This is a genomic window from Flavobacterium sp. NRK1, assembly GCF_024054175.1.
In the GTDB taxonomy this organism is placed as follows: Bacteria; Bacteroidota; Bacteroidia; order Flavobacteriales; family Flavobacteriaceae; genus Flavobacterium.
Window position 1 is genome coordinate 2,380,578 of the sequence record NZ_JAMXLA010000001.1, and the last position, 23,366, is coordinate 2,403,943.

The following is a 23,366-nucleotide window of genomic DNA, read 5'->3' on the forward strand; positions in this document are numbered from 1 at the left end:
TAATGTTACAAAACATCGACTTAGCATGGATTTTAATACCTTTTATAATTGGAGCTATAATTTATCCAAGAATTGTAAAACACCGTACTGGAGACCCATTGCGGGATAAATTAAAAGATATGCAGATAATGCTTATAATGTTTGGAGTGCTTATGGCAGTATTATTATTTTCCTTACCTATGACGCCTTCTTTAAGTACTTTTGGCTATCCTGAGACTGTAGAGGAGATAGCAACTCCGGAAAAAGTTTTAAAATTGCTGCAAAGGTATAACAAGGCAATAGTTAGAACTACAGAGGTTCTCCATTGGTTACTGTTTATATCAATATTCTGGTTTGTGGGTTCAATGTGGCAGCTGATGAAAATTATGATGCAGCAAAGAGATAAGGAATTAATCAAAAATGATGATGAAAAGGTTATTTAAAGAAACATTAAAAGCAATAGGGCTTGGTATAATAATATTTATTGTACTGTTATTTGTTGCTATGGCTAAGGGTAAAGCTATTACCTGGAATCATTATCTGCTGGTTAATTTTCTTTATATAATGCTTTATTCATTAACGCTATACCTTGCAAACTCTTATATATTCAATTTTTTTGATAAGGCTTTTGGTAGGGTTATAATAAATGTAAAAAGAATATTTCTTGGTTTTATTACATCGTTTGTAGTTTCAGTGTTTATTATGTTCCTATTGCGGATTTTTGAAGATGTAGTTATTGAAAATAAAACTTTAAAGGAATTTATAGCTACAGAGAAGCTTTCCAATTATTATTTAGCAATGCTGCTTACGCTTGTTATTACGGTTATAGTTCATGGTTTTTATTTCTATAAAAGGTATCAGGAGAGTAGATTAAAAGAACAAAAAATAATTGCAGGTACAGCCTCGGCACAGTTTGAAACCTTAAAAAACCAAATAGATCCTCATTTTCTCTTTAACAGCCTTAATGTACTTAGTTCACTTATAGAAGAAAATCCGGATAGTGCGCAACGGTTTACGACCTCATTATCTAAAATATATCGTTACGTGCTTGAGCAAAAAGATAAAGAATTGGTAAGCGTGCAGGAAGAGCTTTCGTTTGCAAAAACATATATGAACCTGCTTAAAATGAGGTTTGAGAACAGTTTATTCTATGAAGCACCACAAACAATACTTAACGAAGACGGTAAAGTGGTGCCGTTGTCACTTCAGTTATTGTTAGAGAATACTATTAAGCATAATGTTGCAAGCCCGCAAAGGCCCTTACATATAAAAATTTTTGAAAAAGACGGTTATCTGGTTGTACAAAACAATCTTCAGAAAAAAGAAGTGTTGCAGCAAAGAAAAGGAGTGGGGCTTCAAAATATAGTAAGCCGCTATGCAATTTTAACTACCAGAAGAGTTGCAGTAGAACAAACCCAGGAACATTTTGGAGTGAAATTGCCAATATTAACAAAACAGGTTTCCGTTATGGAACTCTCGCATTATAATAAAGAAGAAAGCAACTATCTCAAAGCGCAAAAGAAGATAGAGGAAATAAAAGGATTTTACGGTAACCTTGCAGCATATATTGTGGTAAATATAGGTCTTGCGGTATTAAATTTTGCTACCTCCTCACAACATTTATGGTTTTTATATCCTGCTTTAGGATGGGGAATTGGATTGGTAATACATGGTATAAATGTATTCAATTACATGCCGTTTCTAAGTAGTGACTGGGAAGAGCGTAAAATGAAAGAATTAATGGATAAGGAGAAATCTAAAAAATGGCAATAACTATTATGGAAGATTTTGATAAAATAGCTTATGACAAAGCAAAAAGAAAAGTAAAAGAAATTAAAGGGTTTTATGTAAACCTGACTTGTTACTGTTTGATAATGCCAATACTTATATACGTCAATTTGAGATTCATGCCACAATTTCAGTGGTTTTGGTTTTCGCTGGCAGGGTGGGGCGTAGGTGTTGCTTTTCACGGTATGGGCGCATTTGACTGGTATCCGTTCCTGGGAAGAGGATGGGAAGAGAGAAAGCTTAAACAGCTTATGGATGAAATGAATAAAAGAGATGAACAAAAAGCTAAATATGAGTAAATGGAAAATGATTTTAGAAAGCAACTAAAAATAATGTTAGCTTATAAAAGAGTTGAACAACTAAAGAACTTTTACGTGCATTTGGCGGCCTATTGTACCGTGAACATTTCATTGCTGATATATTGGTATTTTGAATCTTTCATGCCGGAAACATTCTGGAGAACTACATTTTTTATTACAACTGTAATATCTGGTTTCATAGTTTTGGCTCATTCTATAATAGTCTTCGGAACTAAGCACGTATTTTCTAAAAATTGGGAAGAAAAGAAGTTTAAAAAACTCATTGATAAAGAAAAACATCTGACCAGATATGAATAGTATGGAAAAGAAAATAGAAAAAAAACTTGATTTTTGGAAAGCTTATAAAAGAGTAAAAAGTATAAAGGACTTTTATCTTCGTTTAGGAGTTTACTGTACTGTAAACGCTATTTTTTTAACGGCCTGGGTATTTGACACATCTCCACCAACTTATTTTTGGATGCCCACACTCTTTTTTGTAACATTTGTGGCCGGTCTTTTAGTAGTATCAAATGCTATAGTTCTTTACGGAGGTAAATATGTTTTGCCTAAGGAGTGGGAAGAACGTAAACTTAAAGAATTTATAGATAAGCAAAATCAAAAAATCACAAAGTATGAATAGTATGGAAAATTCATTAGAAGAACAGATAAAAGCGGATAAAGTAAGAAAGAAAGTAAAAGCTATGCAGGGTTTTTACAAACACCTTATAGCATATCTGACAGTTAATATATTTTTATTAATAATTAAGCTTATTAATATTGAGTCTGATGAAAACTTTTTTACCTGGGCTACTTTTTCTACAGCCATTTGTTGGGGTGTAGGATTGTTTTTTCATTGGTATGGTGTTTTTGGGGCGGATATTGTACTTGGCAAAAGCTGGGAAGAGCGCAAGATAAAAGAGATGATGGAAAAAAAGAATACTACCAAAAATACATGGGAGTAATTTATTTTTAGTATGTATAAGTATCATTAACCAACAGCCAAAATGAATGTTTTAATAATTGAAGATGAAAAACCGGCTGCAAGATTATTGCAGCGAAAATTACAAAAGCTTAATCTGGAAGCGGCCACTATGCTGCATTCTGTTGAAGAATCTATAGCGTGGTTTAACACTAACGAACATCCGGATCTGATATTTTTAGATATTCAGCTATCAGACGGGCTTTCATTTGAAATTTTTGAAGCTGTAACTATAAACAGCGCGGTTATATTTACAACTGCCTATGATGAATATGCTCTTCGTGCCTTTAAACTTAATAGTATTGATTATTTACTAAAGCCTATAGATGAAGATGATCTTGAAGCAGCGGTAAATAAATATAAAGAACGGCAGCCTGCATCACAAAACCTGTCTTTAGATTTTGATCAGATAAAGCGGATGCTTGCAAACCCCGCCGAAAAAGCTTATAAAAAGCGTTTTACTATTAAAACCGGCCAGCATCTTAAAATGGTAAACACGGAAGATGTGGAGTGCTTTTACAGCGAAAATAAGGGTACTTATATACATACTAAAGATAATAGGGATTATCTGTTGGAAACTACACTAGAGCAATTAGAAAATGAGCTTGACCCAGCTGAGTTTTTTAGAGTTAGCCGTAAGTTTATTGTATCTGTAAGTGTAATAAAAGATATAGTGGTATATACTAATTCAAGACTAAAAATTACTTTGCCTACTTATAAAGAGGATGAGGTTATTGTAAGCCGCGAACGAGTATCCGATTTTAGGGAGTGGCTAGGATAATTTATTCTTATTATATTTAATGTCAGTAAATTAACTTTCGTAAGAGATTTGTAGTTAACTTTGAGTATACTAATTACTTACTACTATGGAAACATCTGCTTCTTACACTAAAACGCAAAACATTTTCAGGATACTTCTTGGCTGTCTGCTTTTATTTACAGGAACCGGACATCTTACTTTTGTCCGTACAGATTTTCTTGCCCAGGTGCCGGATTGGGTGCCTCTTGAAGATGACTTGGTTGTAGTTTTGTCGGGTATTGTAGAAATATCGTTAGGGCTTGCATTAATTTTCCTTAAGCGTTTCAGAGTAACGGTGGGGTGGATTGCGACGATATTTTTTATAGCTATATTTCCGGGCAATTATGCACAATATGCTAATCACGTTGATGCATTTGGGCTTAATACTGACGGCTTGAGATTAACAAGGCTGTTTTTACATCCGTTATTGGTTGCCTGGCCTTTGTGGAGCTGCGGTTCATGGAGTGCAGCTTTTGGTAAGAGAGCGTAAAAATGTAAGAGTGTATAAAATAAAAAACTGTTCGATAAGCATATTGAATACTTATAGAACAGTTTCGGATTATGTGGTTGTTATCCCTGAAGGAAAGTGGTTATTCAAATAAAGATAAAATTTCTTTTTTTGCTTTGCCCAGTTTCTTTTCAAGTTTTCCCCACATTTCATCTTCTTTGCCTTCTTCATACGCTAAATCGTCGTCTGTAAGCTGGCCATATTTTTGTTTTAGTTTTCCTTTAAACTCGTCCCAGTTTCCTCTAAGTTCAGTTGAATTTGGCATGGTATCTTTTATTTATTTGTTTAATGTAAAGTTAACTGCTTAACTCTTAAACTTGTGGTAAGGGAAATGTAAAACTATGCTAAATGTTGCTGCGTTTTTCTTCCGCTTTCCAATATCATATAAAATTGAATACCAAATAGCGCTGATGCAGTAACAAGATGTGTTGTCTGCATTCCGAAAGGAAAATCAAAATAATACATTATTACGCCCGATGTTATTTCCAATAGTATAAGCCACATAACCCATGTTGCTTTTGCATAACCCAAATTCAGTTTTCTATTGCGAAGGTATAGCCAAAGGTTAATACCAAATACAACAAAAGAAAACGATCTGTGGATATAGAAATTGATTATTGGGCTGTCCATTACCAGATGCATATTTTCATATCCTAGCATTTTAACGCGCTCATCTACAAATTGGCGCACTTCAGTACCAAGTACAACCTGTATTAATGTAATTATTAACGAGGTTATAAGTAAAGATTTAAAAAGCGTGTCTTTTTTAAAGCTTATCGCTGTATGGGTAAGTGCTTTAGATTTATCGAGTATATACAATATAACAGCAACAATAATAAGAGCCACTACCATATGAAGTGTAATTTTAACGGGGTTTAATACCGAATATACTACAGTGGCCCCAAGCCATGCCTGAAAGCCCATCATGAAAACTGAAAACCATGATAATAGTATGATGCTGGTTTTTTTACGCCAAAACCCAAAAGAGGCTATTGCCATTATAAATACAGCCAGACCTGCCAGTGCACCAACAAGGCGGTTTACATATTCTACCCATGTATGTACAGGGTTAAATTCGGCATAATCATGTTTTGTGTAAGCTTCCCAGTTTCCGACATCATAGGTGTCTTTAGTGGTAAAGTTTTCTTTGGCTACCCAAAGTTTTTCATCTTTAATGATAACCTGCCCTTTACTAAATTCATGATTTGGAGACCACATTAGTTCCTTAATGTCTGTAGGGGGAATGTAATAGCCAAAACACCTTGGCCAGTCAGGGCATCCCATTCCGGATCCTGTCATGCGTACTAAAGCACCTGCTATTATTACTAAGTAAACGAGAATAAGGGCGGTTTTAGTAATTTTTTGAAAATTGAATTTCATATTTATAGTTTCAAAGTTGCAGAGAAGCAAAGTTACAAAGTAAAGAGATTCACTGTTAAATCAGAGCGACAAAGTAAAAGTGTTTATTGAATATTAATTATGATATAAATCATATATATTAATTCAATATGTTTTTAATTTTTTATTCATGAAAGAGCTTAGATTCTGTGCTTAATGCATTTAAATCTTTATTTGTAATGCTGAAGTTTACAACTTTGCTTCTCTGCAACTTTGTTACTTTGAAACTGTCTTATTTAGCAACCTCTAAACCCAACTTTTTCGCCCGCTCCATCATATAGGCATAAGCCGAATCATAATCATTATGAATTTCGCCTTCCAGTATAGCTTCTTTTATAGCTTCTTTTAGTACACCAATTTCCCTTCCAGGCTTAAGGTTAAAAGTTTCCATAATTTCTTCTCCGCTGATAGGCGGCTGAAAATTACGTACGTGGTCACGCTCTTCAACCTCTACAATTTTTTTACGTACTATTTTAAAATTATTATGGTACTTTTTAAATTTCTGAGCGTTTTTGGTTGTAATATCGGCCTCACATAAAATCATCAGGTCTTCTACATCTTCACCCGCATCAAAAATAAGCCTGCGAACCGCAGAATCGGTTACAATATCCTGTGCCAGTACAATAGGGCGGGAGCTTAGCATTACCATTTTAGCTACATATTTCATTTTATGGTTTAATGGCATGTGCAGTCTTTCAAATAGCTTTTTAACCATTTTGCCGCCTAAAAACTCATGGCCATGAAATGTCCATCCTACTTTCTTGTGGAATTTTTTGGTAGGCGCTTTGCCTATATCATGTAATAATGCCGACCATCGCAGCCACACATCATCAGTGTTTGGAGCAATATTATCTACTACTTCAAGTGTATGATAAAAATTATCTTTATGAGTTTGGCCTTCAACTTCTTCTACACCTTGCAATGCTGTAAGTTCTGGCAAAATAATATGCAGTAATCCTGTTTCGTGCAATAGCTTAAAGCCAACAGAAGGTACAGGAGACATAAGTATCTTATTAAGTTCATCAACAATACGCTCTCCTGAAATTATTTTTATTCGCTCTTTATTTCTTGTTATTGCTTTAAGAGACTCTTCTTCAATAGTGAAATTAAGCTGAGAAGCAAAACGTATAGCACGCATCATGCGTAACGGATCATCACTATAAGTAATGTCCGGGTTTAGCGGAGTACGTATTATTTTATTATTAAGGTCTTCTACACCATTAAAAGGATCTACAAGTGCACCAAAATTATCGGCAGATAACGATAGGGCTAAAGCATTTATGGTGAAATCGCGTCGGTTCTGGTCATCTTCAAGTGTACCGGTTTCCACTTGAGGGTTGCGGCTTTCCTGTGTATAAGATTCTTTTCGCGCACCTACAAATTCAATATCAATATCTTCAAAGCGCAGCATTGCAGTACCGTAGGTTTTAAAAACCTGTACTTTTGGTTTGTTGGGCAGTAGTGAAGATACTTTTTCGGCAAGTTCAATGCCGCTGCCTACCGCAACAATATCTATATCTTTTTTAAAATCTCTCTGCAAAAGAAAATCTCTTACAAAGCCACCTATTACATAACTGTCAACGTTAAGATTTTGAGCGGCCTGCGAGGTGATTGTAAATATCCTGTTGTTTAATGCTTCTTTGTATGAAGTTTTATTTTCCATTAAGGTCGTATCACTTTTACCTGTAAATCATTCCCCAGTTTTATTATGGTAGAAGGTTTAGCGGCAATTTTATCGTGGTGCAAATTTACGATATAGTCTACGCCGTCCAAAATATGATGGTCAATTTCTTTAAAAGAATTAGGTGTTGGCCTTCCGCTTACATTTGCCGATGTAGAAACCAGTGGTTTTTTCATACGTTCCATAAGCTTAAAGCAAAAAGGATCTTTTACTAGACGCACACCCAGTGTTTTATCTTCCGCTATAAGGTTAGGTGCCACATTGCGCGGATTATCAAGTATAAGGGTAGTAGGTTTTTCGGACAAGTCCATTATCTGCCATGCTACCTCAGGTATTTCTTTAAATACGGTATACATCATTCTGTCGGTATTCATAAGCACGATCATGCTTTTGCTTTCCTCTCGTTGCTTTAGTTCATAAATTTTCTTTACCGCTTCAGGGTTCGATGCATCACAGCCAATACCCCAAACGGTATCGGTAGGATATAGAATAATGCCTCCGTTCTTTATTACCTCATAGGCATTGTGTACTTCTGTACTTATATCGGGCGTACTCATTAATTACTTATAATTATTAATAGTATCTACTACTTTTTTTATTTCTTTTTCGGTAAGCACGGGGCTTATAGGTAAACTGAGTACCTCATTGTGTATCTGCTCTGTAATTGGCAAAGATAATTGATTTAGCTGAGCATATGCCTCCTGTTTGTGTGGCGGAACAGGATAATGTATAAGTGTTTGTATATCATTTTCTGCCAAATACTGTTGAAGTCTGTTTCTGTCCTGGGTGAGAATAACAAACAAATGCCATACATGACTGTTTTTGTCCGCAGGAATTTCAGGAAGCTTAATGAGCGGATTAGTGATTGTATCAATATAATATTGAGCTATTTCACGACGTTTGTTGTTTTCTGAATCAAGGTATTTAAGTTTTACATCCAATACTGCTGCCTGTATTTCATCAAGACGTGAATTAAGCCCCTGGTATTTATTTATGTATTTTTCTTCCGATCCGTAATTGGCTAATGCACGAATGGCTTTCGCAAGTTCATCGTTATTTGTAGTAACAGCACCTGCATCGCCAAGTGCGCCCAGATTTTTACCCGGATAAAAACTAAACCCTGCTGCATCGCCCAATGTGCCTGTTTTTTTGCCCTGCCACTCTGCGCCAATAGCCTGAGCATTATCTTCAATTAATTTAAGATCGTGTTTATGTGCCAATATTTTTAATTGGTCGTTAAAAACTACCTGTCCATACAAGTGGACTATCATTATTGCTTTTGTTTTAGAAGATATTTTCTCTTCTATAAGTTTAATATCTATATTGTATGTATTCAGATCGGGTTCAACAAGAACGGGAATAAGGTCATTATCGGTAATGGCAAGTAAAGATGCTATGTAGGTATTGGCAGGAACAATTACTTCGTCGCCCGGCTGCATATAGCCAAGTTCTATATAAGCTTTAAAAATAAGGCGTAAAGCATCAAGGCCGTTTGCAGTACCAATAGCATGTTTTGCTCCAATATATTCAGAAAGGTTTTTCTCAAATTCTTTTACTTCCTCCCCTAAAAGGTACCATCCGCTCCTGAATACTTTTAATAATCGTTCTTCAATTTCCTCCTGATGAAGCAGGTTTATTTTCTGAAGATCAAGAAATTTTATCATTGGTAAGAATTATACAACAAAAGTATTGAAACTTTATCATTCTTACGCACATTATAACTAAACTGCCAAGTTTTATACAAGGTTTTATATTAGATTTGATACATTTGCCGATTAAACGCTATTTATGAGATTGATACAGGTAACGGCATCCAGAGGCTGGCGCGGACATGAACAAAAGATTATTTATTTATATGAGGCTTTTAGAGATTTCGGCTATGTAGAAGACCAATGGATTGTTTGCGTTAAAGATTCTGAGATCTATAAGATTGCACAAAGTAAGGGTATGCAGATTATAGGGCTGGAATTTAACGGAGAGTACGATCTTAAATTTGCTAAATCTCTAAAGCATATAGCAGACGATAAAAATGCTGATGTAATATTTATTCATAATAGTGAATCACATACTATTAGCGTGCTTTCGGCGTTGTTATACGGGCTGAAACAGCCTTTAGTATTATGCAGAACTCTTATTAAAAGAGTAGATACAAACTTTCTTAGAAAGTGGAAATACAATTATAAGGGTATTAAAAAAATCATATGTGTATCGCACCCTGTTGTAAATGTGCTTAAATATGCGGTTAAAGACCATAGCAGGTTATGTGTTGTGGGTAGTGTTACTGATATTAATAAGTTTAAATATTCTGATACGGGAATTTTAAGAAAAGAATTTAATATTCCGGAAGATGTTAAGATAATTGGTAACATTGCTGCCTATACAGGAATGAAAGACCTTTTTACATGGGTACGCACTGTTGCAGTGCTTGTAAAACGAGGAATAAAAGCTAAATATATAATTATAGGTGATGGTCCGCAGGAGCAGGAAATAAAAGATCTTGCCCGAGAACTTGGCGTTTTTGATGAAATTATATTTGCAGGTTTTCGTAAAGATATTCCACAGGTACTGCCGGAGTTTGACCTGTTTTTATTTACATCTAATAATGAGCCTACGGGTGGTGTTCTGTTAGAATCTTATGCCTGTAAAGTGCCAATAGTGGCTGCCAATGCAGGCGGGATACCGGAAGTAGTAGTGCCAAACGAAACAGGCTTCCTGGTTGAAGTGGGCAACCCGGAGTCCTTTGCAGATAAAGTAGAAGAATTACTTAACAATAAAGAATTGCAAAAGAAATTTACTGAGAATGGTTATGAGTTTCTGAAAAATAATTTCACAAAAGAAATTATCGCCAAAAAAATGATTGACGAATTACAGGAAGTTGTAAACCAAAACCCGGTAAAGAATGAGAAAGGAAAATAATATGGAAGACAAAAGAGTGTTGTTCATAACATTTGATATGAGCGGGTATTATGATAGTGTATATAAAGAACTGAAAAGCCGCTATACCCATGTAGATTATTATAATACGGCAACTTTAAAGTTTAAGTATAAAAACATGCTGCAAAAGGTTCAGGCCTTTTTTTATAAAATAATTACGGGTAAAAAACTCAAAAACTACTATAAGTGTAAAGAGCTGGTAAATAATACTGTTTGCCATAAGTATGATATTACTATTATTATACGTCCTGATGTGTTTTTTGATTCGCAGCTTCAGGCTATTAGAAATGTGTCAAAGCGATTTATAGCTTACTATCACGACTCTATTAATAATATAAAGAGGAAAAAAGATATAATCAATTTTTTTGATGCCGTATATTCTTATGAGAAAAAAGATGTTGAAGATTTCGGCCTGCTGTTTATAAGCAATTTTATTTATTTTGAAGGCGAAGTTCACAACACTGAAACTTCATATGATGCTTTTTCTGTAATGTCTGATGATTACCGTGTGATTACGCTTAAGAATCTGGCGGAACATCTTAAAGAGAAAGGATATACCTGTGGATTTTATGTAATGAAAGATGGAGAGCTGCCCGAAAACACTAATATAACTTATATTAATAAGCGTATGTGTAATAATGAAGTAATAGACCATATTAAAAGGGCTCCTATTATTGCAGACATACATAAATTTGGTATTCAGGATGGTTTAACGTTTCGGGTATTTGAGGCAATGGGGTTTCGAAAAAAACTTATTACCACAAATAAGGACATTAAAAACTATGATTTTTATAATCCTAACAACATTTTTATAATAGAAGACGCAAGAAATATTAATATTCCCGATTCATTTTTTGAAACACCATATACAGAACTACCCGAAGAGATTTATAAAAAGTATACTGTAAAATCCTGGGTGGATAATATAGTGGCGTAAATACTATAAATTTTGCAGGTTATTGCTTGAGTTTATATATACCCAGAGCTTTTTTAAATGATTTATTAAAAAGTACCCATTTTACATATAATTCATTTTTAAAGCTTGTCCAGGCCCATTTACTATGCGGTAATATATCTTTACTTATAGCGGCCTTCATCCCGGCAGAAACAATAAATTCTTTTTTTAGTGCTTCCCACGGCACATTCCCATAGCCGTCAAATTCATTAACCTTGTTTTTCTCATGGATTATAGACATCCATAACCTTTTTCCGGTAACCTGCTTAACTCGGGCTTCTTTTTTCCAGTGGTTATGATCGTTAGCCCAAACAGTTTTAGGATTGTCGTTCTTTTCTATCAGGCTGATAAAAGGATTAAAAATATGTTCCTTTTTGCCCAGCATTATAGTAGGCTTAATTTGCAGCGAATAGCCATTAATAATGTCTATAGCCATATAATCCTGACTTTTAAACTGTTTTTGTACTTCATCAATAAAGTATTTGCTTATGCAGTCATCATTATCTATACGCGATGTTATTAAATATGGCTTACCTGAAGCTTCTGTGGTTATCAGCTTATTTATTTCAGGATAAAACGATGGCATTCCTTCAATATAAAACAGATTAATGTTTGGTGTATTGCCAATTATAGCTTCAATTTTTTGTTTGTATGACTCAGGAGTTGTAGTGTCAAAATAAATAAGCCAGGTAAAGTTCTGGTTGGTTTGTTCCGTTACTGACGGAAAACAAAAGTTTTCAAAAAGCCACAGTCTGTGTTCAAGCCACTCATCTGTAAGTAACGATTCGTTGTTTTTAGTAACATCCCATTTAGGATTTTTTAAATTAAAACGGGTAATAAGATAGTGGTTAAACATTGCCTGGCTTCTTGTTATGAAGGGTAAAAATAAACCAATTATTTGAAGTAAGAAATTCAAAATGGTTACTTTTGCATAAAATTGCAATTGCTGAATGAACAAAGTCATCCATCCGGAATTCAAAGCTCAAACTAAAGAGATAACCCAGATTATTGAAAATTTTGATACCCAGGGCAAATTATTTGTTGACGGGAAGAGAAATAAGATAAAACTTTTTGAATTAGGTAATGATACGGTAAATGTAAAGTCGTTCAAAATTCCCAATATAATTAATAAGCTGGTTTATCGGTTTTTCAGGAAATCCAAAGCACGCCGTTCTTATGAGTTTGCCAATATTTTACTGGAAAAGGGGATAGGTACTCCACAGCCTATAGCTTATTTTGAGCATTTTACAGCTTTTACACTTCAGGATAGCTACTACATGAGTGCCCAAATGGAAACCGAGCTTACCTTTAGGCAATTGATTGAAATTCCCGATTATCCTGATCATGAAAACATACTTAGGCAGTTTACACGTTTTACATTTGAACTTCATGAAAAGGGAATAGAATTTTTAGATCATACTCCCGGTAATACGCTTATAAAAAAAACAGGAGAAGGGCGGTATGCCTTCTTTTTGGTAGATCTTAACAGGATGAAATTTCATAGCAATATGACGTTTACCCAGCGTATAGTGAATATGGCTAAACTAACCCCTGAAACAAGGCTTATAGAGGTAATGAGCGATGAATATGCAAAGCTTTATGGTAAATCGTATGATGAGGTTATGGCATTAATGGTAAAGCATACCCAATACTTTAGTAACAGGTTTCACCGCAAACGCGCTATCAAAAGAAAGCTTGGGCTCCGAAAAAATTAAATATCTTATCTTTGTGCCGCTAAAATGCAGTGACTTCTTTTAAGTTTATACTTCTTTTAGCTTTTTAAAAATCTAAGCAGTTAAAAATGAAAATATCAGTAATAGTAAGTACGTATAATGCAGAAAAATGGCTTGAAAATGTACTTATAGGGTACAGTAATCAAACTTATAAAGATTTTGAGCTTATAATTGCTGATGATGGGTCACGCCCGTCAACTAAGGAACTGATAGACCGCTACGCGGCTAATTACCCGGTACCGGTGCGCCACCTTTGGCATGAAGACAAAGGTTACAGAAGACAGGAAATTTTAAACGTTGCTATTGTTGAAGCTGCAAATGAATATATTATAATGACTGATGGTGATTGTATTCCGCGAAAAGATTTTGTGGAAATGCACGCCAAATTTGCCGAAAAAGGCAGGTTTTTATCTGGCGGTTATTGCAAACTTACCATGAAGGCAAGTGAAGCGATAACCAAAGAAGATATACTTAATGAAAATTGTTTTGATGTTAACTGGCTTAAGAAACAGGATAAGTTAGGGTTCTCTCAAACACTTAAATTAACGGCAGGGCCGGTACTTGGTGCTGTTATGGATACGGTTACAACAACTACACCTTCTTTTAATAACTGTAATTCTTCCGGTTTCAGGGCAGATATGATAGCTATTAATGGCTATGATGAAAGGATGAAATATGGCGGGCCTGACAGGGAGTTTGGTGAACGTCTTGAGAATTATGGAGTAAAAGGCAAGCAGATAAGGCATAAAGCAATCTGTCTTCATCTTGATCACAGCAGAGGATATAAAACACCCGAGTCACTCGCAGCTAATCTGGCTATCAGAAAGGAAGTACGCGACAAAAAAATAAAATGGACACCTTACGGTATTAAGAAAGAAGAAGGAGTTACAATACCTGAATAGCAGGTAGTTTTTATTTATTTAGTTATAAGTTTATTTACTCTTTTTACAAATTCAGTAAGCTTTTCTTTAAAAAGATCTAAGGTCAATTTTTTATATAGCTCCAGTGATTTTTCCTTGAATTCCTTTGGATGATTGCTGCCATATATTTCAGGATAATAGTCCTGTAAATGTACCGCTACGTGTTTCTCACCGTCATCAAGCATATTCCAAGATCCTTTATTGATCCACGGTGAAAATATTGTAAATGTAGAAACATCAAGTGCTTTTGCCATATTTACAGCGCCCCCTTCGTTACCAATAAGGGCGTCACATTGTGATAAAACAGCCATAAACTCCCTTAATCCTCTGACGTAAAGATCAAACAAGATTTTTTGCTGCGTTTCTGCAGTACAATAATTATAAATTTCTTTTGCCTGTTCCTGTTGCTTTGGCAGGTAATTAAAAATTAGCTGGGCATTTGTATTTTCGGCAATAAGATCAAGTACTTGAGCCATTTCTTTTGCAGGCAGGCTTTTTATTTCATCACTGCCCAATACACTTATCATTATGATAGGCAGTTCAGGGTTTAAACTGGCAGCAAGTATTTTTTTAGCTCCTTTTATTTCATTTTCGGTAAGGAAAATTTTAGGATATTCTATTTCATGCTTTTTACCGGTAAGGGCTTCTGTAAGTTCCATACGATGCACTAAGGCAGAGTCTGGTGCTTTCCAGTTTGTTTCTATGGTTTTATCATAAAAAAAACGGGTATACCATTTTTTATAACCTATTCTTTTATTGGCGCCTGAAAATAGAGTAATAATGCCGCTTTCCCATTTATTATAGGCATCAACAACGGCATCATATTTTTTCTTTCTGATTTCAAATAAAAACTTTAGAAAATCTAATTTGCTTTTACGATAATCTTCTTTAAAGATAATTATGTTGTCTATATTCGGATTGTTTTCAACTACAGGCTTCGTAAAATCATACACCAGATAATCAATTTGTGCATTAGGATAGGTGGCTTTTAATGTATTGCATATAATACTTCCTGCAAGCACGTCGCCAATCATTTTTTCCTGAATTACAAGTATTTTTTTTCCGGCATAGCAACTATCATTCATTTGCTTAAGGTACACATACCTCATGTAAACGTGATAGCCTAATATTTTTGCCATTTCATAGCCACGCCTGCCGTTTACAAATCCCAGTTTTAAAATATAAAATTTAAAAAAGCGGAAACCCGGGCGTATTGTGAAATGAAAGACGTTTGTTTTTACGCCTTCAAGATAAAACTCTTTGGCCTTCAGTTTGGAGTATTGCAGTCTTTTCTGCAGAAAATCTTCTTTATCCTTAAAGGAATAATGATGAATAGCATGTTTTAATACCTTGCTTTTACCATGAATATCAAGTTTTTCATGAACCAGCTTATCTGAATAGCGGCACTTTGATTTTCGGAAAAGTCTCGCGGTTTTATCATCATTAAAATTATTGTTTACAAAGGGCCTGCCTTCATAATAAAATATACGTTTAACCCAAAAGGCAACTTCTTCGGGATCACTGTTTACTGTAGCAATAATTTCATCAATACCCTTTTCTGTAACTCTTTCGTCAGCATCAAAAAATACTACCCAGTCATAAGCTGCCAAATCTATGGTATAATTTCGCTGTGAGGAAAAATCATCAAATACCCGCTGGTAAAATCTTACATGCGGGTATTCTTCCCTGATTATTGAAGGAGTATTATCTGTACTGAAAGAATCAACAACGACAATTTCGTCTGCGAAAGACATATTGTCAAGGTATTGTCTTATGTTGTGCTCCTCGTTAAAAACAATGGCAAGGGCCGATATTTTATTATTGCTTTCGCTCATAAATAGTATTAAACCGCTACATCATACTCACGTAATGCATTGTTTAGCGAAGTCTTTAAATCTGTTGAAGGTTTACGCTTACCAATTATTAAGGCACATGGTACCTGATATTCACCGGCTGCAAATTTTTTGGTATAACTACCCGGTATAACAACACTGCGTGCAGGTACTACACCTTTCATTTCTACAGGCTCATCTCCTGTAACATCTATAATTTTTGTAGATGCAGTAAGACATACATTAGCACCAAGAACTGATTCTGTTTCTACTCTTACACCTTCTACTACTATACATCTTGAACCTATAAAGGCACCATCTTCTATAATAACCGGTGCAGCCTGAAGGGGCTCTAATACTCCGCCTATACCTACACCGCCGCTAAGGTGAACGTTTTTACCTATTTGTGCACAGCTTCCTACTGTAGCCCATGTATCTACCATAGTGCCTTCATCTACATAAGCACCAATGTTCACATAGCTTGGCATAAGAATAACGCCTGAAGATATATAAGCACCATAACGTGCTACTGCATTAGGTACAACGCGAATGCCTTTTTCGGCATAATTACGTTTAAGTAGCATTTTATCATGGTATTCAAATATACCGGTTTCAAGGGTTTCCATTTTCTGGATTGGGAAATACATAACAACTGCTTTTTTCACCCACTCATTTACCTGCCAGCCACCTTCTTTGGGTTCAGCTACACGTAGTTTTCCTGAATCTAAAAGTTCAATTACTTCACGAATGGCATTTGTTGTAGCCTCTTCCTGCAACAGCGCTCTGTTCTCCCAGGCCTGTTCTATAATGGTTTGTAAATTTTGCATTTCAAATAAGTCATTTCGGCAAATATAAGCTGGATTTTTAAGATAGCATAAAGTAAAATTGGCATTATACAATATCTGTTTTCAAACATAATGAATTATATTTACTTAATAGAGATATTTTTAAGATGAAAGACAATTTTTCCGATCAGGCAAAAGGGTATTCGCAATACAGGCCTTCCTATCCGCCGGATATGATTCAATACATTGTTTCGTTTGCGAAAAACAAACAAACGGCTTTAGATGTTGCTACAGGTAACGGGCAGGTAGCCGTTGAACTTGCTAAGCATTTTGAAAAGGTTTATGCTACGGATATAAGTGAAAAACAACTTGAAAATGCTACGCAGGTATCTAATGTTGTTTATAAAAATGAAGGTGCCGAAAGAACATCTTTTAATGATAATCAATTTGATCTTATAACTGTGGCGCAGGCTATACACTGGTTTGATTTTGATGCTTTTTATAAAGAAGTCTATCGTATTCTTAAGCCTGAAGGGATTTTTGCAGTTCTGGGTTACGGTTTGTTTTTGGCTAATGGTAAAGCAGGAGATCTATTGAATCATTTTTATTATGATATAACCGGACCTTACTGGGATATAGAACGCCATTATCTGGATGAAAATTATACAACAATCCCATTTCCTTTTGAAGAAATAGAAGCTCAACAGTTTACCAATAAATTTAACTGGACGTTTGAACAGCTTACCGGCTATCTGGAAACTTGGTCGGCAGTACAGCATTATATCAAAAAGAACGGCACCAATCCTTTAGATCTAATCAGAGAAGAATTAAAAGAATATTGGGAAAAAGGAGATAAACAAGTTACTTTTCCTTTACTTTTGAGAATTGGGAAATTGATATAAAGCTCAGTTGGTTTCAATCTTAAATTTTCAATTTTTAAATCTGATAAATGAGAATCCTTGCTATAGATTACGGACTTAAACGTACAGGTATTGCAGTAACCGATGAGATGCAGATAATAGCATCCGGATTAACTACAATAGCGTCTGAAACTACTATTGATTTTCTTAAGAGATACTTTGCAAAAGAGCGTGTTGAAAAAGTGCTGATAGGCGATCCGAAACAAATGAACGGGCTCCCATCGGAAAGTTCTGTTTTAATAGAAGCTTTTATTGTTAAATTTATTAGTGAGTTTCCTGATATGCAGATTGAAAGAGTTGATGAACGCTTTACAAGCAAGATGGCTTTTCAAACAATGATTGATAGCGGTTTAAAAAAGAAGCAAAGGCAGGATAAAGCGCTTATTGATGAAATATCGGCAACAATTTTACTTCAGGATTATTTATCACGAAAAAAATAAACAATTTTATTTGTGTATTAATAAAAATAGAAATTAACGCCTTTTCACGGGGATTTAAGATAAAATTTTGAGTTATTCAAAGTAAATTTGCAGTAATCAAATTTACACAATGTCCACAACTATAAAACATGAACCAGATGTGGTTCTGATTGGCGCAGGAATTATGAGCGCCACACTGGGTATGTTCTTAAAGGAACTCATGCCTGAAGTGAAAATTGATATTTACGAAAGGCTTGATGTAGCCGCAGCCGAAAGCTCTGATGCATGGAATAATGCAGGTACAGGGCATTCTGCCTTTTGTGAGCTAAACTATACTCCCGAATTGCCAAATGGTACTATAGATACATCCAAGGCAGTTAAAATAGCTGAATCTTTTGAAGTGTCTAAGCAATTTTGGGCTTATCTTGTAGAAAAAGACCTTATTACTAATCCTGAAGATTTTGTTAGGAGTATTCCGCACATGAGCTTTGTATGGGGTAAAGACAATGTAGAATACCTTAAAAAACGTTTTGAGGCACTTACCAAATACCCTATTTTTCAGGGTATGGAATATGCAGAAGATAAGGCTATCTTAAAATCATGGATGCCGCTTGTAATGGAAGGGCGTAATGATAAAGAGTCTGTTGCTGCTACAAATATGCCAATAGGTACTGATGTTAACTTTGGCGAGCTTACCAGAGATATGTTTTCATGGCTTGGCAAGCAACCGGGAGTTAATCTGTATTTTGAGCATGAAGTAAGAAATATGAGGCGTTCGGCTAAATCACCCAAATGGAAGCTTAAGATAAAAGACCTTGCCACGGGCGATAAGAAACGTGTTTATGGCAAGTTTGTTTTTATTGGTGCCGGAGGAGGTTCGCTGCACCTGCTGGAAAAGGCCGATATCCCTGAAGGGGATGGTTTTGGCGGATTTCCGGTAAGCGGGCAATGGCTTAAATGTATTAACGAAGAAGTTATTGCCAAACACAATGCAAAAGTATATGGTAAAGCATCTGTAGGTGCACCGCCAATGTCGGTACCACATATAGATACCCGTATGATAAATGGTAAAAAAGAGTTACTGTTTGGCCCTTATGCCGGTTTTAGTACTAAATTCCTGAAACAGGGGTCTTATCTGGACCTACCTACATCTATACGCGCAAACAATATAGGACCTATGATCGCGGCAGGCTACCATAATATGTCGCTTACCAAATATCTTATACAGCAGGTAACACAATCTCAGGATGACAGGATGGAAGCTCTTAGGGAATATCTTCCGGATGCTAAAAAAGAAGACTGGGTACTGGAAACTGCAGGACAGCGCGTTCAGGTTATTAAGAAAGATGAAAAAGAAGGTGGTAAACTTGAATTTGGTACTGAAGTGATAAATAGTGCAGATGGTACCCTTGCTGTGCTTTTAGGAGCTTCTCCGGGAGCGAGTACGGCAGTATCTATTATGCTTGAACTTATGGATCGATGCTTTAGTGAACAAATGAAAACTGAAGCCTGGAAACAAAAATTAAAAAGCATGATACCATCTTATGGGAAATCACTAAACAGCAACCCGGAGCTGCTTGATGAAGTAAGGCAACATTCTCATAAAGTACTCGGGCTTGAAGGCCATTTAAAAAGTAATTAAAATTATTTAATTATACATTTAGCCGTTATAACAATTCTGTTATAGCGGTTTTTTTTTGCCTGTTTTACGGTTTTCCGTAACTGATTTCAGTTTTTTTTGTATATTATTGTAGAAAATTATAGTTATAATGAAAAAAATAGTACTTATAATTTTTCTATTACTACCATGTTTTGGCTTTAGCCAGAAAATTAAGGACTCATTGCTTCTTTCAGATAAAGAAAAAATAAAGGAAAAGCTCGACCTAATGTTTTATCTTGACAGATGCAGTACTGAATATTGGAAAAAAACAAAAGAGGAGCGTATTAAAAGCGATAAAGCATTTTCTTTCTTTTACTCTGATACTATTCTTAAAAATAATCCCACTTCCCTTAATATTAAAGAATATCTTGGACTGTTTTCTCCGTTAAACTGGAAAGGTTTTATGGAAGCTGTATATGAAAAAAACATAAGTGAGTATATTGTAATGACAGAGAAATATGGATATCTTTCTTATGACAGAATGGATGTAAATATTAACAATACAGATAGAACAAACGCAGTTATTGTTTTTGTTATGCGATCCAAAAGTCATGATAAAATTATTAAAAAGCTTATAAAACAGGAAAAGAAGATTGGTAATATGCCTCAAAGAGATTATGACTATTATAAATTTGTACTTGAAAGAAAAAGCGTAATTACCAAAAAGGATATTGAGAAACTTAAAAGAAAAGATATAGAATTGAATATTTCCAAAACTCCTTTGTGATGAAAAGGGCGATTTTTTTTATTGTATTTCTGTTTTCATTTTGCGGATTTAGCCAGTCAGAAAAAGATTCTTTATTCGCCAGAGAAGCATGTGAAATATATAATAAGCTTGAGCTAATGCATCATCTTGATGCTTGTATTGCAAATTATTATTTAATGACTGAAGAGGAAAGGATTAAAAGCAATCAGACCTTTTTGTATTATTATCAAAGAAATATAGTGGGCACATGTGTATTTTCATCTGCCGATATACTAAGTTATCTGGAAGTGTATGTTGAAAAGGATATACCACAGGGATGGTCAGCATTTATAGATAGGGTATATAATGTAAATGCAAAAAACCTGTTGGCTTTAACGGATAAATATGGATATCCGTCATTCAATAAAATTGAGAAGTATGCAGGTAAATATGATATGCCTAATTTTTCAATAGTATTTGCACTGCGTAAAAACAGGTATCGCAAGGATATAAAAAAAATGATTCATAAAGAATATAAAAAAGGCAATGTGACAGAGAACGAGTATCTTATTTTTAAAGCGATTGCAGGAAAAGATGTTATCGCTGAAAAAGATGTAAAAAAAATGAAAGATATGGGCGTAGAATTTATTTATCCGAAATAAACCATCCAACTAATTTTTATATACCTGTCCCGGCAATTTTTTTGTCGGGATTTTTTTACCCTTTTAGTTCCAGTTGTCGGGCTGCTTTTACAATTTTTTCCGATAAGCCGGAAAGCCACACTAATTGCTCTATAACCAGTTGTGCTTCTTCCATTTTAAGCCTGAATTCTTCTTCTTCGGTTATATGGGCTTCCCTGAGTTCGCGGGCACGAATATTTTTAAGTTCTGTAAAACGGAGTGCGAGTTCTTCATTGTCGGCCAAATGTGCCTGTTCAGCTTGTGCATCCATATTAAGCAGGGCTATGGCTAGGTTAAGGTTTTTTATAACAGTGTTTACAACTACATTAAAGGCTTCCGAAGCTTTATAAGTTTTATGCGACTGAATATAAGTTCCCAGCGATGCTAATGACGATAATAAAGTATAATTAAGAACTGCAAGTTTATAAACCTGGGTATGCTGCTTTTGTTTTGATTTGGGTTCATTCATCATACGCTGGTAAGACGACATAAGATTGCCAAGTTCTACAAATGCATTTTTTCGGGCTAACCTGTATGAGGTTGTTACAGTACCTTTTTGGTTGTAGTACAATGATATTTCTGCCAGGTAATTTCTATTTGCCTCAATAGATTTATTTATGTAAGCAGGCAGATTTAAAAACTCCCAGGATGGCCATAGAAAATAATTGGCCGCAAATGCAATACCTGCTCCAATAGCAGTATCTAAAATACGGTACTGTATCACATGAGATATGTCAGGCGTAAGCATACTGTACACAAAAATCACATAAATAGTAACAAAGGTAGCGCCTATTCTGTAGTTAATAGCTGTAAAGGCAAAGCCCATTATCATGCATATAATTGCTAAAGTACCTATGATAACAGCATGGTGCACAAAACTCAGAAAAATAAATGCAATAATACCGCCTGTTATGGTGCCTATAATACGCTGATAAGAACGTTGCTTTGTGAGTCCGTAGCCGGGGCGCATAATTACTACTATGGTAAGTAATATCCAGTACACATTTTGCAATGGAAATAATAACCCCATTGACGTTCCTGCCGCTATAGCCAGCGTTAACCTTAGTGAATGCCTGAATATAGTAGATGAGAAGCTAAGGTTTTCTTTTAAGGTATGAAAAGGATAATATTCGGGCGTAAGGAATTTTTCAAGGTCTTTATCTCTTCCTTTTATGTCTTTAAGACTGGTTTTAGTTGTAAAAGCCCTTTCAATGGTTTTTATTTTTTCAATCTGTCTTTCTGCATAATGCAGCATATTTGATAACATCCATACTCCTTCAGATGCGGCTTCTTTTCCTAATTCTTTTTCATATTCTGAAATAGCTTTTTCGAGGCCTTCCAGATCATTAGAAAGATTATGTTGTGTTATGTATGTTTTTTTATTTTCAAGGCTTTTACATATTTTTTTAAGGGTAGAGGCAAGGTTATAGGCTAAGTTTTGGTATTTATCAAGCACTTTTGGATGTGCACTGAATTTTTGATGTATAGTGTTATGATCAAAAGATGTTGACATAGCCAGCTCGAGTATTTCCATAAGAGAAGTAAATACCAAAAGCATTTTACGGCTGCGGTTAGAGTTTTCGGTATTAGACCGGTTCCGAATCAATACCTCGCGCAGATTCTCATGGGTAAGATTGATTTCTACCTGTAAATTAAGTTGTTTTTCTATAATAGCAGCCCTGTCGGCATCAGCATTCCACAAATCGCCCCTCAATTTCATATATTTAGAAGTAAGGCGCATACATTGGGCTATCTGTAATTCTGTATAACGGTTTGGGCTAAGATAATTAAAGGTTACAGAAATAAGAGTGTACAATAATCCGCCTGCAAGAGTGTAGGCAACATATTCGGGTATTTCCCAGCCTGTATGTATATGCCCTGTAGCTAAAGTAGTTGCAAGTAACCCTGAAAAGGAAACCATTGTGGCACGCTGCCCATAAACCGATATCATAGAAAGGAAAAAAACAAGAGCAAAGGTTATGGGATAGAATATCAACGGATAGGGATGCAGTATATTTACTATCAGCACACATCCGGAAACAATAAGTGAGGCTATTAACAGACCTTTGGTGCGGTGGAGTAAATTACTTGGAATATCTGCCGGATAGGTTAAAAAAGCACCCAGAGCAACAGCAAATCCTACATTAAAAAAGCCTAAGCGTGATAATACAATTGCCGGCAGCGCAGCAGCAAACGTAACAATAACGGCTCTGGTGAAATTAGTACTGTCTGTAAAACTACGTATCCTTTGGAGCATAAATACTAAACTGAATGGTAAAGGTAAGGAATGCTTAAATCATTTTTAATGCTGTGTCGGCAATTCTCACAAAATTTTAGGATTTAAACTGACAATGGCAAATCATTTTAATTTATTACTTTTGCGGTCTGAAAATTGCAGTTTTGCTGTAATAT

At 35.2% G+C, this 23,366-nt stretch carries 26 protein-coding genes; 17 read left to right on the forward strand and 9 right to left on the reverse strand.

Features of this window, described 5'->3' with window-relative positions; translation table 11 throughout:
* Positions 1-2: 2 nt before the first annotated feature.
* The 8 genes from NHE85_RS10880 to NHE85_RS10915 all read left to right on the forward strand — a co-directional run bounded on the left by NHE85_RS10880 (position 3) and on the right by NHE85_RS10915 (position 4,334).
* A complete protein-coding gene (locus NHE85_RS10880; protein WP_252812054.1) occupies positions 3-422 on the forward strand; it encodes a hypothetical protein in 420 nt (139 codons plus the stop codon).
* On the forward strand, positions 400-1,752 hold the full coding sequence (locus NHE85_RS10885; RefSeq protein ID WP_308219351.1) for a 2TM domain-containing protein: 1,353 nt from the start codon (positions 400-402) through the stop codon (positions 1,750-1,752). The genes NHE85_RS10880 and NHE85_RS10885 overlap by 23 nt, the downstream gene beginning before the upstream one ends.
* The gene (locus tag NHE85_RS10890) at positions 1,743-2,066 is read left to right on the forward strand and encodes a 2TM domain-containing protein (protein ID WP_252812055.1); all 324 of its coding nucleotides are present in this window, start codon (positions 1,743-1,745) and stop codon (positions 2,064-2,066) included. Before NHE85_RS10885 ends, NHE85_RS10890 begins: the two co-directional genes overlap by 10 nt.
* The gene (locus NHE85_RS10895; RefSeq protein WP_252812056.1) at positions 2,067-2,384 is read left to right on the forward strand and encodes a 2TM domain-containing protein; all 318 of its coding nucleotides are present in this window, start codon (positions 2,067-2,069) and stop codon (positions 2,382-2,384) included.
* Position 2,385: 1 nt separating this feature from the next.
* Positions 2,386-2,706, forward strand: coding sequence for a 2TM domain-containing protein (locus NHE85_RS10900; protein WP_252812057.1), 321 nt, complete (start codon positions 2,386-2,388; stop codon positions 2,704-2,706).
* Between the two features lies 1 nt (position 2,707).
* On the forward strand, positions 2,708-3,028 hold the full coding sequence (locus NHE85_RS10905) for a 2TM domain-containing protein (RefSeq protein WP_252812058.1): 321 nt from the start codon (positions 2,708-2,710) through the stop codon (positions 3,026-3,028).
* A 42-nt stretch (positions 3,029-3,070) separates the two neighbouring features.
* Positions 3,071-3,826 carry a LytTR family DNA-binding domain-containing protein gene (locus tag NHE85_RS10910; protein ID WP_252812059.1) on the forward strand — a complete coding sequence of 252 codons (756 nt, stop codon included), beginning with the start codon at positions 3,071-3,073 and terminating at the stop codon, positions 3,824-3,826.
* Positions 3,827-3,911: 85 nt separating this feature from the next.
* The gene (locus NHE85_RS10915; RefSeq protein WP_252812060.1) at positions 3,912-4,334 is read left to right on the forward strand and encodes a hypothetical protein; all 423 of its coding nucleotides are present in this window, start codon (positions 3,912-3,914) and stop codon (positions 4,332-4,334) included.
* Positions 4,335-4,434: 100 nt separating this feature from the next.
* Here NHE85_RS10915 and NHE85_RS10920 read toward each other — a convergent pair whose 3' ends face one another.
* The 5 genes from NHE85_RS10920 to NHE85_RS10940 all read right to left on the reverse strand — a co-directional run bounded on the left by NHE85_RS10920 (position 4,435) and on the right by NHE85_RS10940 (position 9,095).
* Positions 4,435-4,617, reverse strand: a complete 183-nt coding sequence (locus NHE85_RS10920; protein WP_252812061.1) for a CsbD family protein — start codon at positions 4,615-4,617, stop codon at positions 4,435-4,437.
* Positions 4,618-4,691: 74 nt separating this feature from the next.
* On the reverse strand, positions 4,692-5,732 hold the full coding sequence (locus NHE85_RS10925; protein WP_252812062.1) for a heme A synthase: 1,041 nt from the start codon (positions 5,730-5,732) through the stop codon (positions 4,692-4,694).
* 250 nt (positions 5,733-5,982) lie between these two features.
* Entirely contained in the window at positions 5,983-7,413 is a 1,431-nt protein-coding gene (locus NHE85_RS10930; RefSeq protein ID WP_252812063.1) for a CCA tRNA nucleotidyltransferase, read from the reverse strand.
* The gene (locus tag NHE85_RS10935) at positions 7,413-7,988 is read right to left on the reverse strand and encodes an L-threonylcarbamoyladenylate synthase (protein WP_252812064.1); all 576 of its coding nucleotides are present in this window, start codon (positions 7,986-7,988) and stop codon (positions 7,413-7,415) included. The genes NHE85_RS10930 and NHE85_RS10935 overlap by 1 nt, the downstream gene beginning before the upstream one ends.
* 3 nt (positions 7,989-7,991) lie before the next feature.
* A complete protein-coding gene (locus tag NHE85_RS10940) occupies positions 7,992-9,095 on the reverse strand; it encodes a DegT/DnrJ/EryC1/StrS aminotransferase family protein (protein ID WP_252812065.1) in 1,104 nt (367 codons plus the stop codon).
* A gap of 124 nt (positions 9,096-9,219) precedes the next feature.
* On the opposite strand from NHE85_RS10940, the gene NHE85_RS10945 reads away from it, so the two are divergent.
* Together NHE85_RS10945 and NHE85_RS10950 are read left to right on the forward strand one after the other, a co-directional pair.
* Positions 9,220-10,347, forward strand: a complete 1,128-nt coding sequence (locus NHE85_RS10945) for a glycosyltransferase family 4 protein (RefSeq protein ID WP_252812066.1) — start codon at positions 9,220-9,222, stop codon at positions 10,345-10,347.
* Positions 10,331-11,302: a hypothetical protein gene (locus NHE85_RS10950; RefSeq protein ID WP_252812067.1), complete on the forward strand. Its 972-nt coding sequence runs from the start codon at positions 10,331-10,333 to the stop codon at positions 11,300-11,302. The genes NHE85_RS10945 and NHE85_RS10950 overlap by 17 nt, the downstream gene beginning before the upstream one ends.
* 19 nt (positions 11,303-11,321) lie before the next feature.
* On the opposite strand, the gene NHE85_RS10955 is transcribed toward NHE85_RS10950, so the two are convergent.
* Positions 11,322-12,176, reverse strand: a complete 855-nt coding sequence (locus tag NHE85_RS10955) for a glycosyltransferase (protein ID WP_252812068.1) — start codon at positions 12,174-12,176, stop codon at positions 11,322-11,324.
* Positions 12,177-12,270: 94 nt separating this feature from the next.
* On the opposite strand from NHE85_RS10955, the gene NHE85_RS10960 reads away from it, so the two are divergent.
* On the forward strand, positions 12,271-13,035 hold the full coding sequence (locus NHE85_RS10960) for a Kdo domain containing protein (RefSeq protein WP_252812069.1): 765 nt from the start codon (positions 12,271-12,273) through the stop codon (positions 13,033-13,035).
* 86 nt (positions 13,036-13,121) lie between these two features.
* Positions 13,122-13,955, forward strand: coding sequence for a glycosyltransferase family 2 protein (locus tag NHE85_RS10965; protein WP_252812070.1), 834 nt, complete (start codon positions 13,122-13,124; stop codon positions 13,953-13,955).
* A 14-nt stretch (positions 13,956-13,969) separates the two neighbouring features.
* Here the strand turns inward: NHE85_RS10965 and NHE85_RS10970 are convergent, their stop codons facing one another.
* Both NHE85_RS10970 and NHE85_RS10975 read right to left on the reverse strand, forming a co-directional pair.
* The gene (locus NHE85_RS10970) at positions 13,970-15,808 is read right to left on the reverse strand and encodes a glycosyltransferase (RefSeq protein WP_252812071.1); all 1,839 of its coding nucleotides are present in this window, start codon (positions 15,806-15,808) and stop codon (positions 13,970-13,972) included.
* An 8-nt stretch (positions 15,809-15,816) separates the two neighbouring features.
* The gene (locus tag NHE85_RS10975; RefSeq protein ID WP_252812072.1) at positions 15,817-16,632 is read right to left on the reverse strand and encodes a 2,3,4,5-tetrahydropyridine-2,6-dicarboxylate N-succinyltransferase; all 816 of its coding nucleotides are present in this window, start codon (positions 16,630-16,632) and stop codon (positions 15,817-15,819) included.
* 125 nt (positions 16,633-16,757) lie between these two features.
* On the opposite strand from NHE85_RS10975, the gene NHE85_RS10980 reads away from it, so the two are divergent.
* The 5 genes from NHE85_RS10980 (at position 16,758) to NHE85_RS11000 (ending at position 20,936) form a co-directional block, all read left to right on the forward strand.
* Entirely contained in the window at positions 16,758-17,492 is a 735-nt protein-coding gene (locus tag NHE85_RS10980) for a class I SAM-dependent methyltransferase (RefSeq protein ID WP_252812073.1), read from the forward strand.
* Between the two features lie 47 nt (positions 17,493-17,539).
* Positions 17,540-17,950, forward strand: a complete 411-nt coding sequence (ruvX, locus tag NHE85_RS10985) for a Holliday junction resolvase RuvX (RefSeq protein WP_252812074.1) — start codon at positions 17,540-17,542, stop codon at positions 17,948-17,950.
* A 109-nt stretch (positions 17,951-18,059) separates the two neighbouring features.
* On the forward strand, positions 18,060-19,571 hold the full coding sequence (locus NHE85_RS10990; RefSeq protein WP_252812075.1) for a malate:quinone oxidoreductase: 1,512 nt from the start codon (positions 18,060-18,062) through the stop codon (positions 19,569-19,571).
* Positions 19,572-19,698: 127 nt separating this feature from the next.
* Positions 19,699-20,316 (forward strand): hypothetical protein, encoded by a 618-nt coding sequence (locus NHE85_RS10995; RefSeq protein WP_252812076.1) that lies wholly within the window; start codon positions 19,699-19,701, stop codon positions 20,314-20,316.
* Positions 20,316-20,936, forward strand: a complete 621-nt coding sequence (locus NHE85_RS11000; RefSeq protein WP_252812077.1) for a hypothetical protein — start codon at positions 20,316-20,318, stop codon at positions 20,934-20,936. Before NHE85_RS10995 ends, NHE85_RS11000 begins: the two co-directional genes overlap by 1 nt.
* A gap of 55 nt (positions 20,937-20,991) precedes the next feature.
* On the opposite strand, the gene NHE85_RS11005 is transcribed toward NHE85_RS11000, so the two are convergent.
* The gene (locus NHE85_RS11005) at positions 20,992-23,211 is read right to left on the reverse strand and encodes an FUSC family membrane protein (protein WP_252812078.1); all 2,220 of its coding nucleotides are present in this window, start codon (positions 23,209-23,211) and stop codon (positions 20,992-20,994) included.
* Positions 23,212-23,366 lie beyond the last annotated feature (155 nt).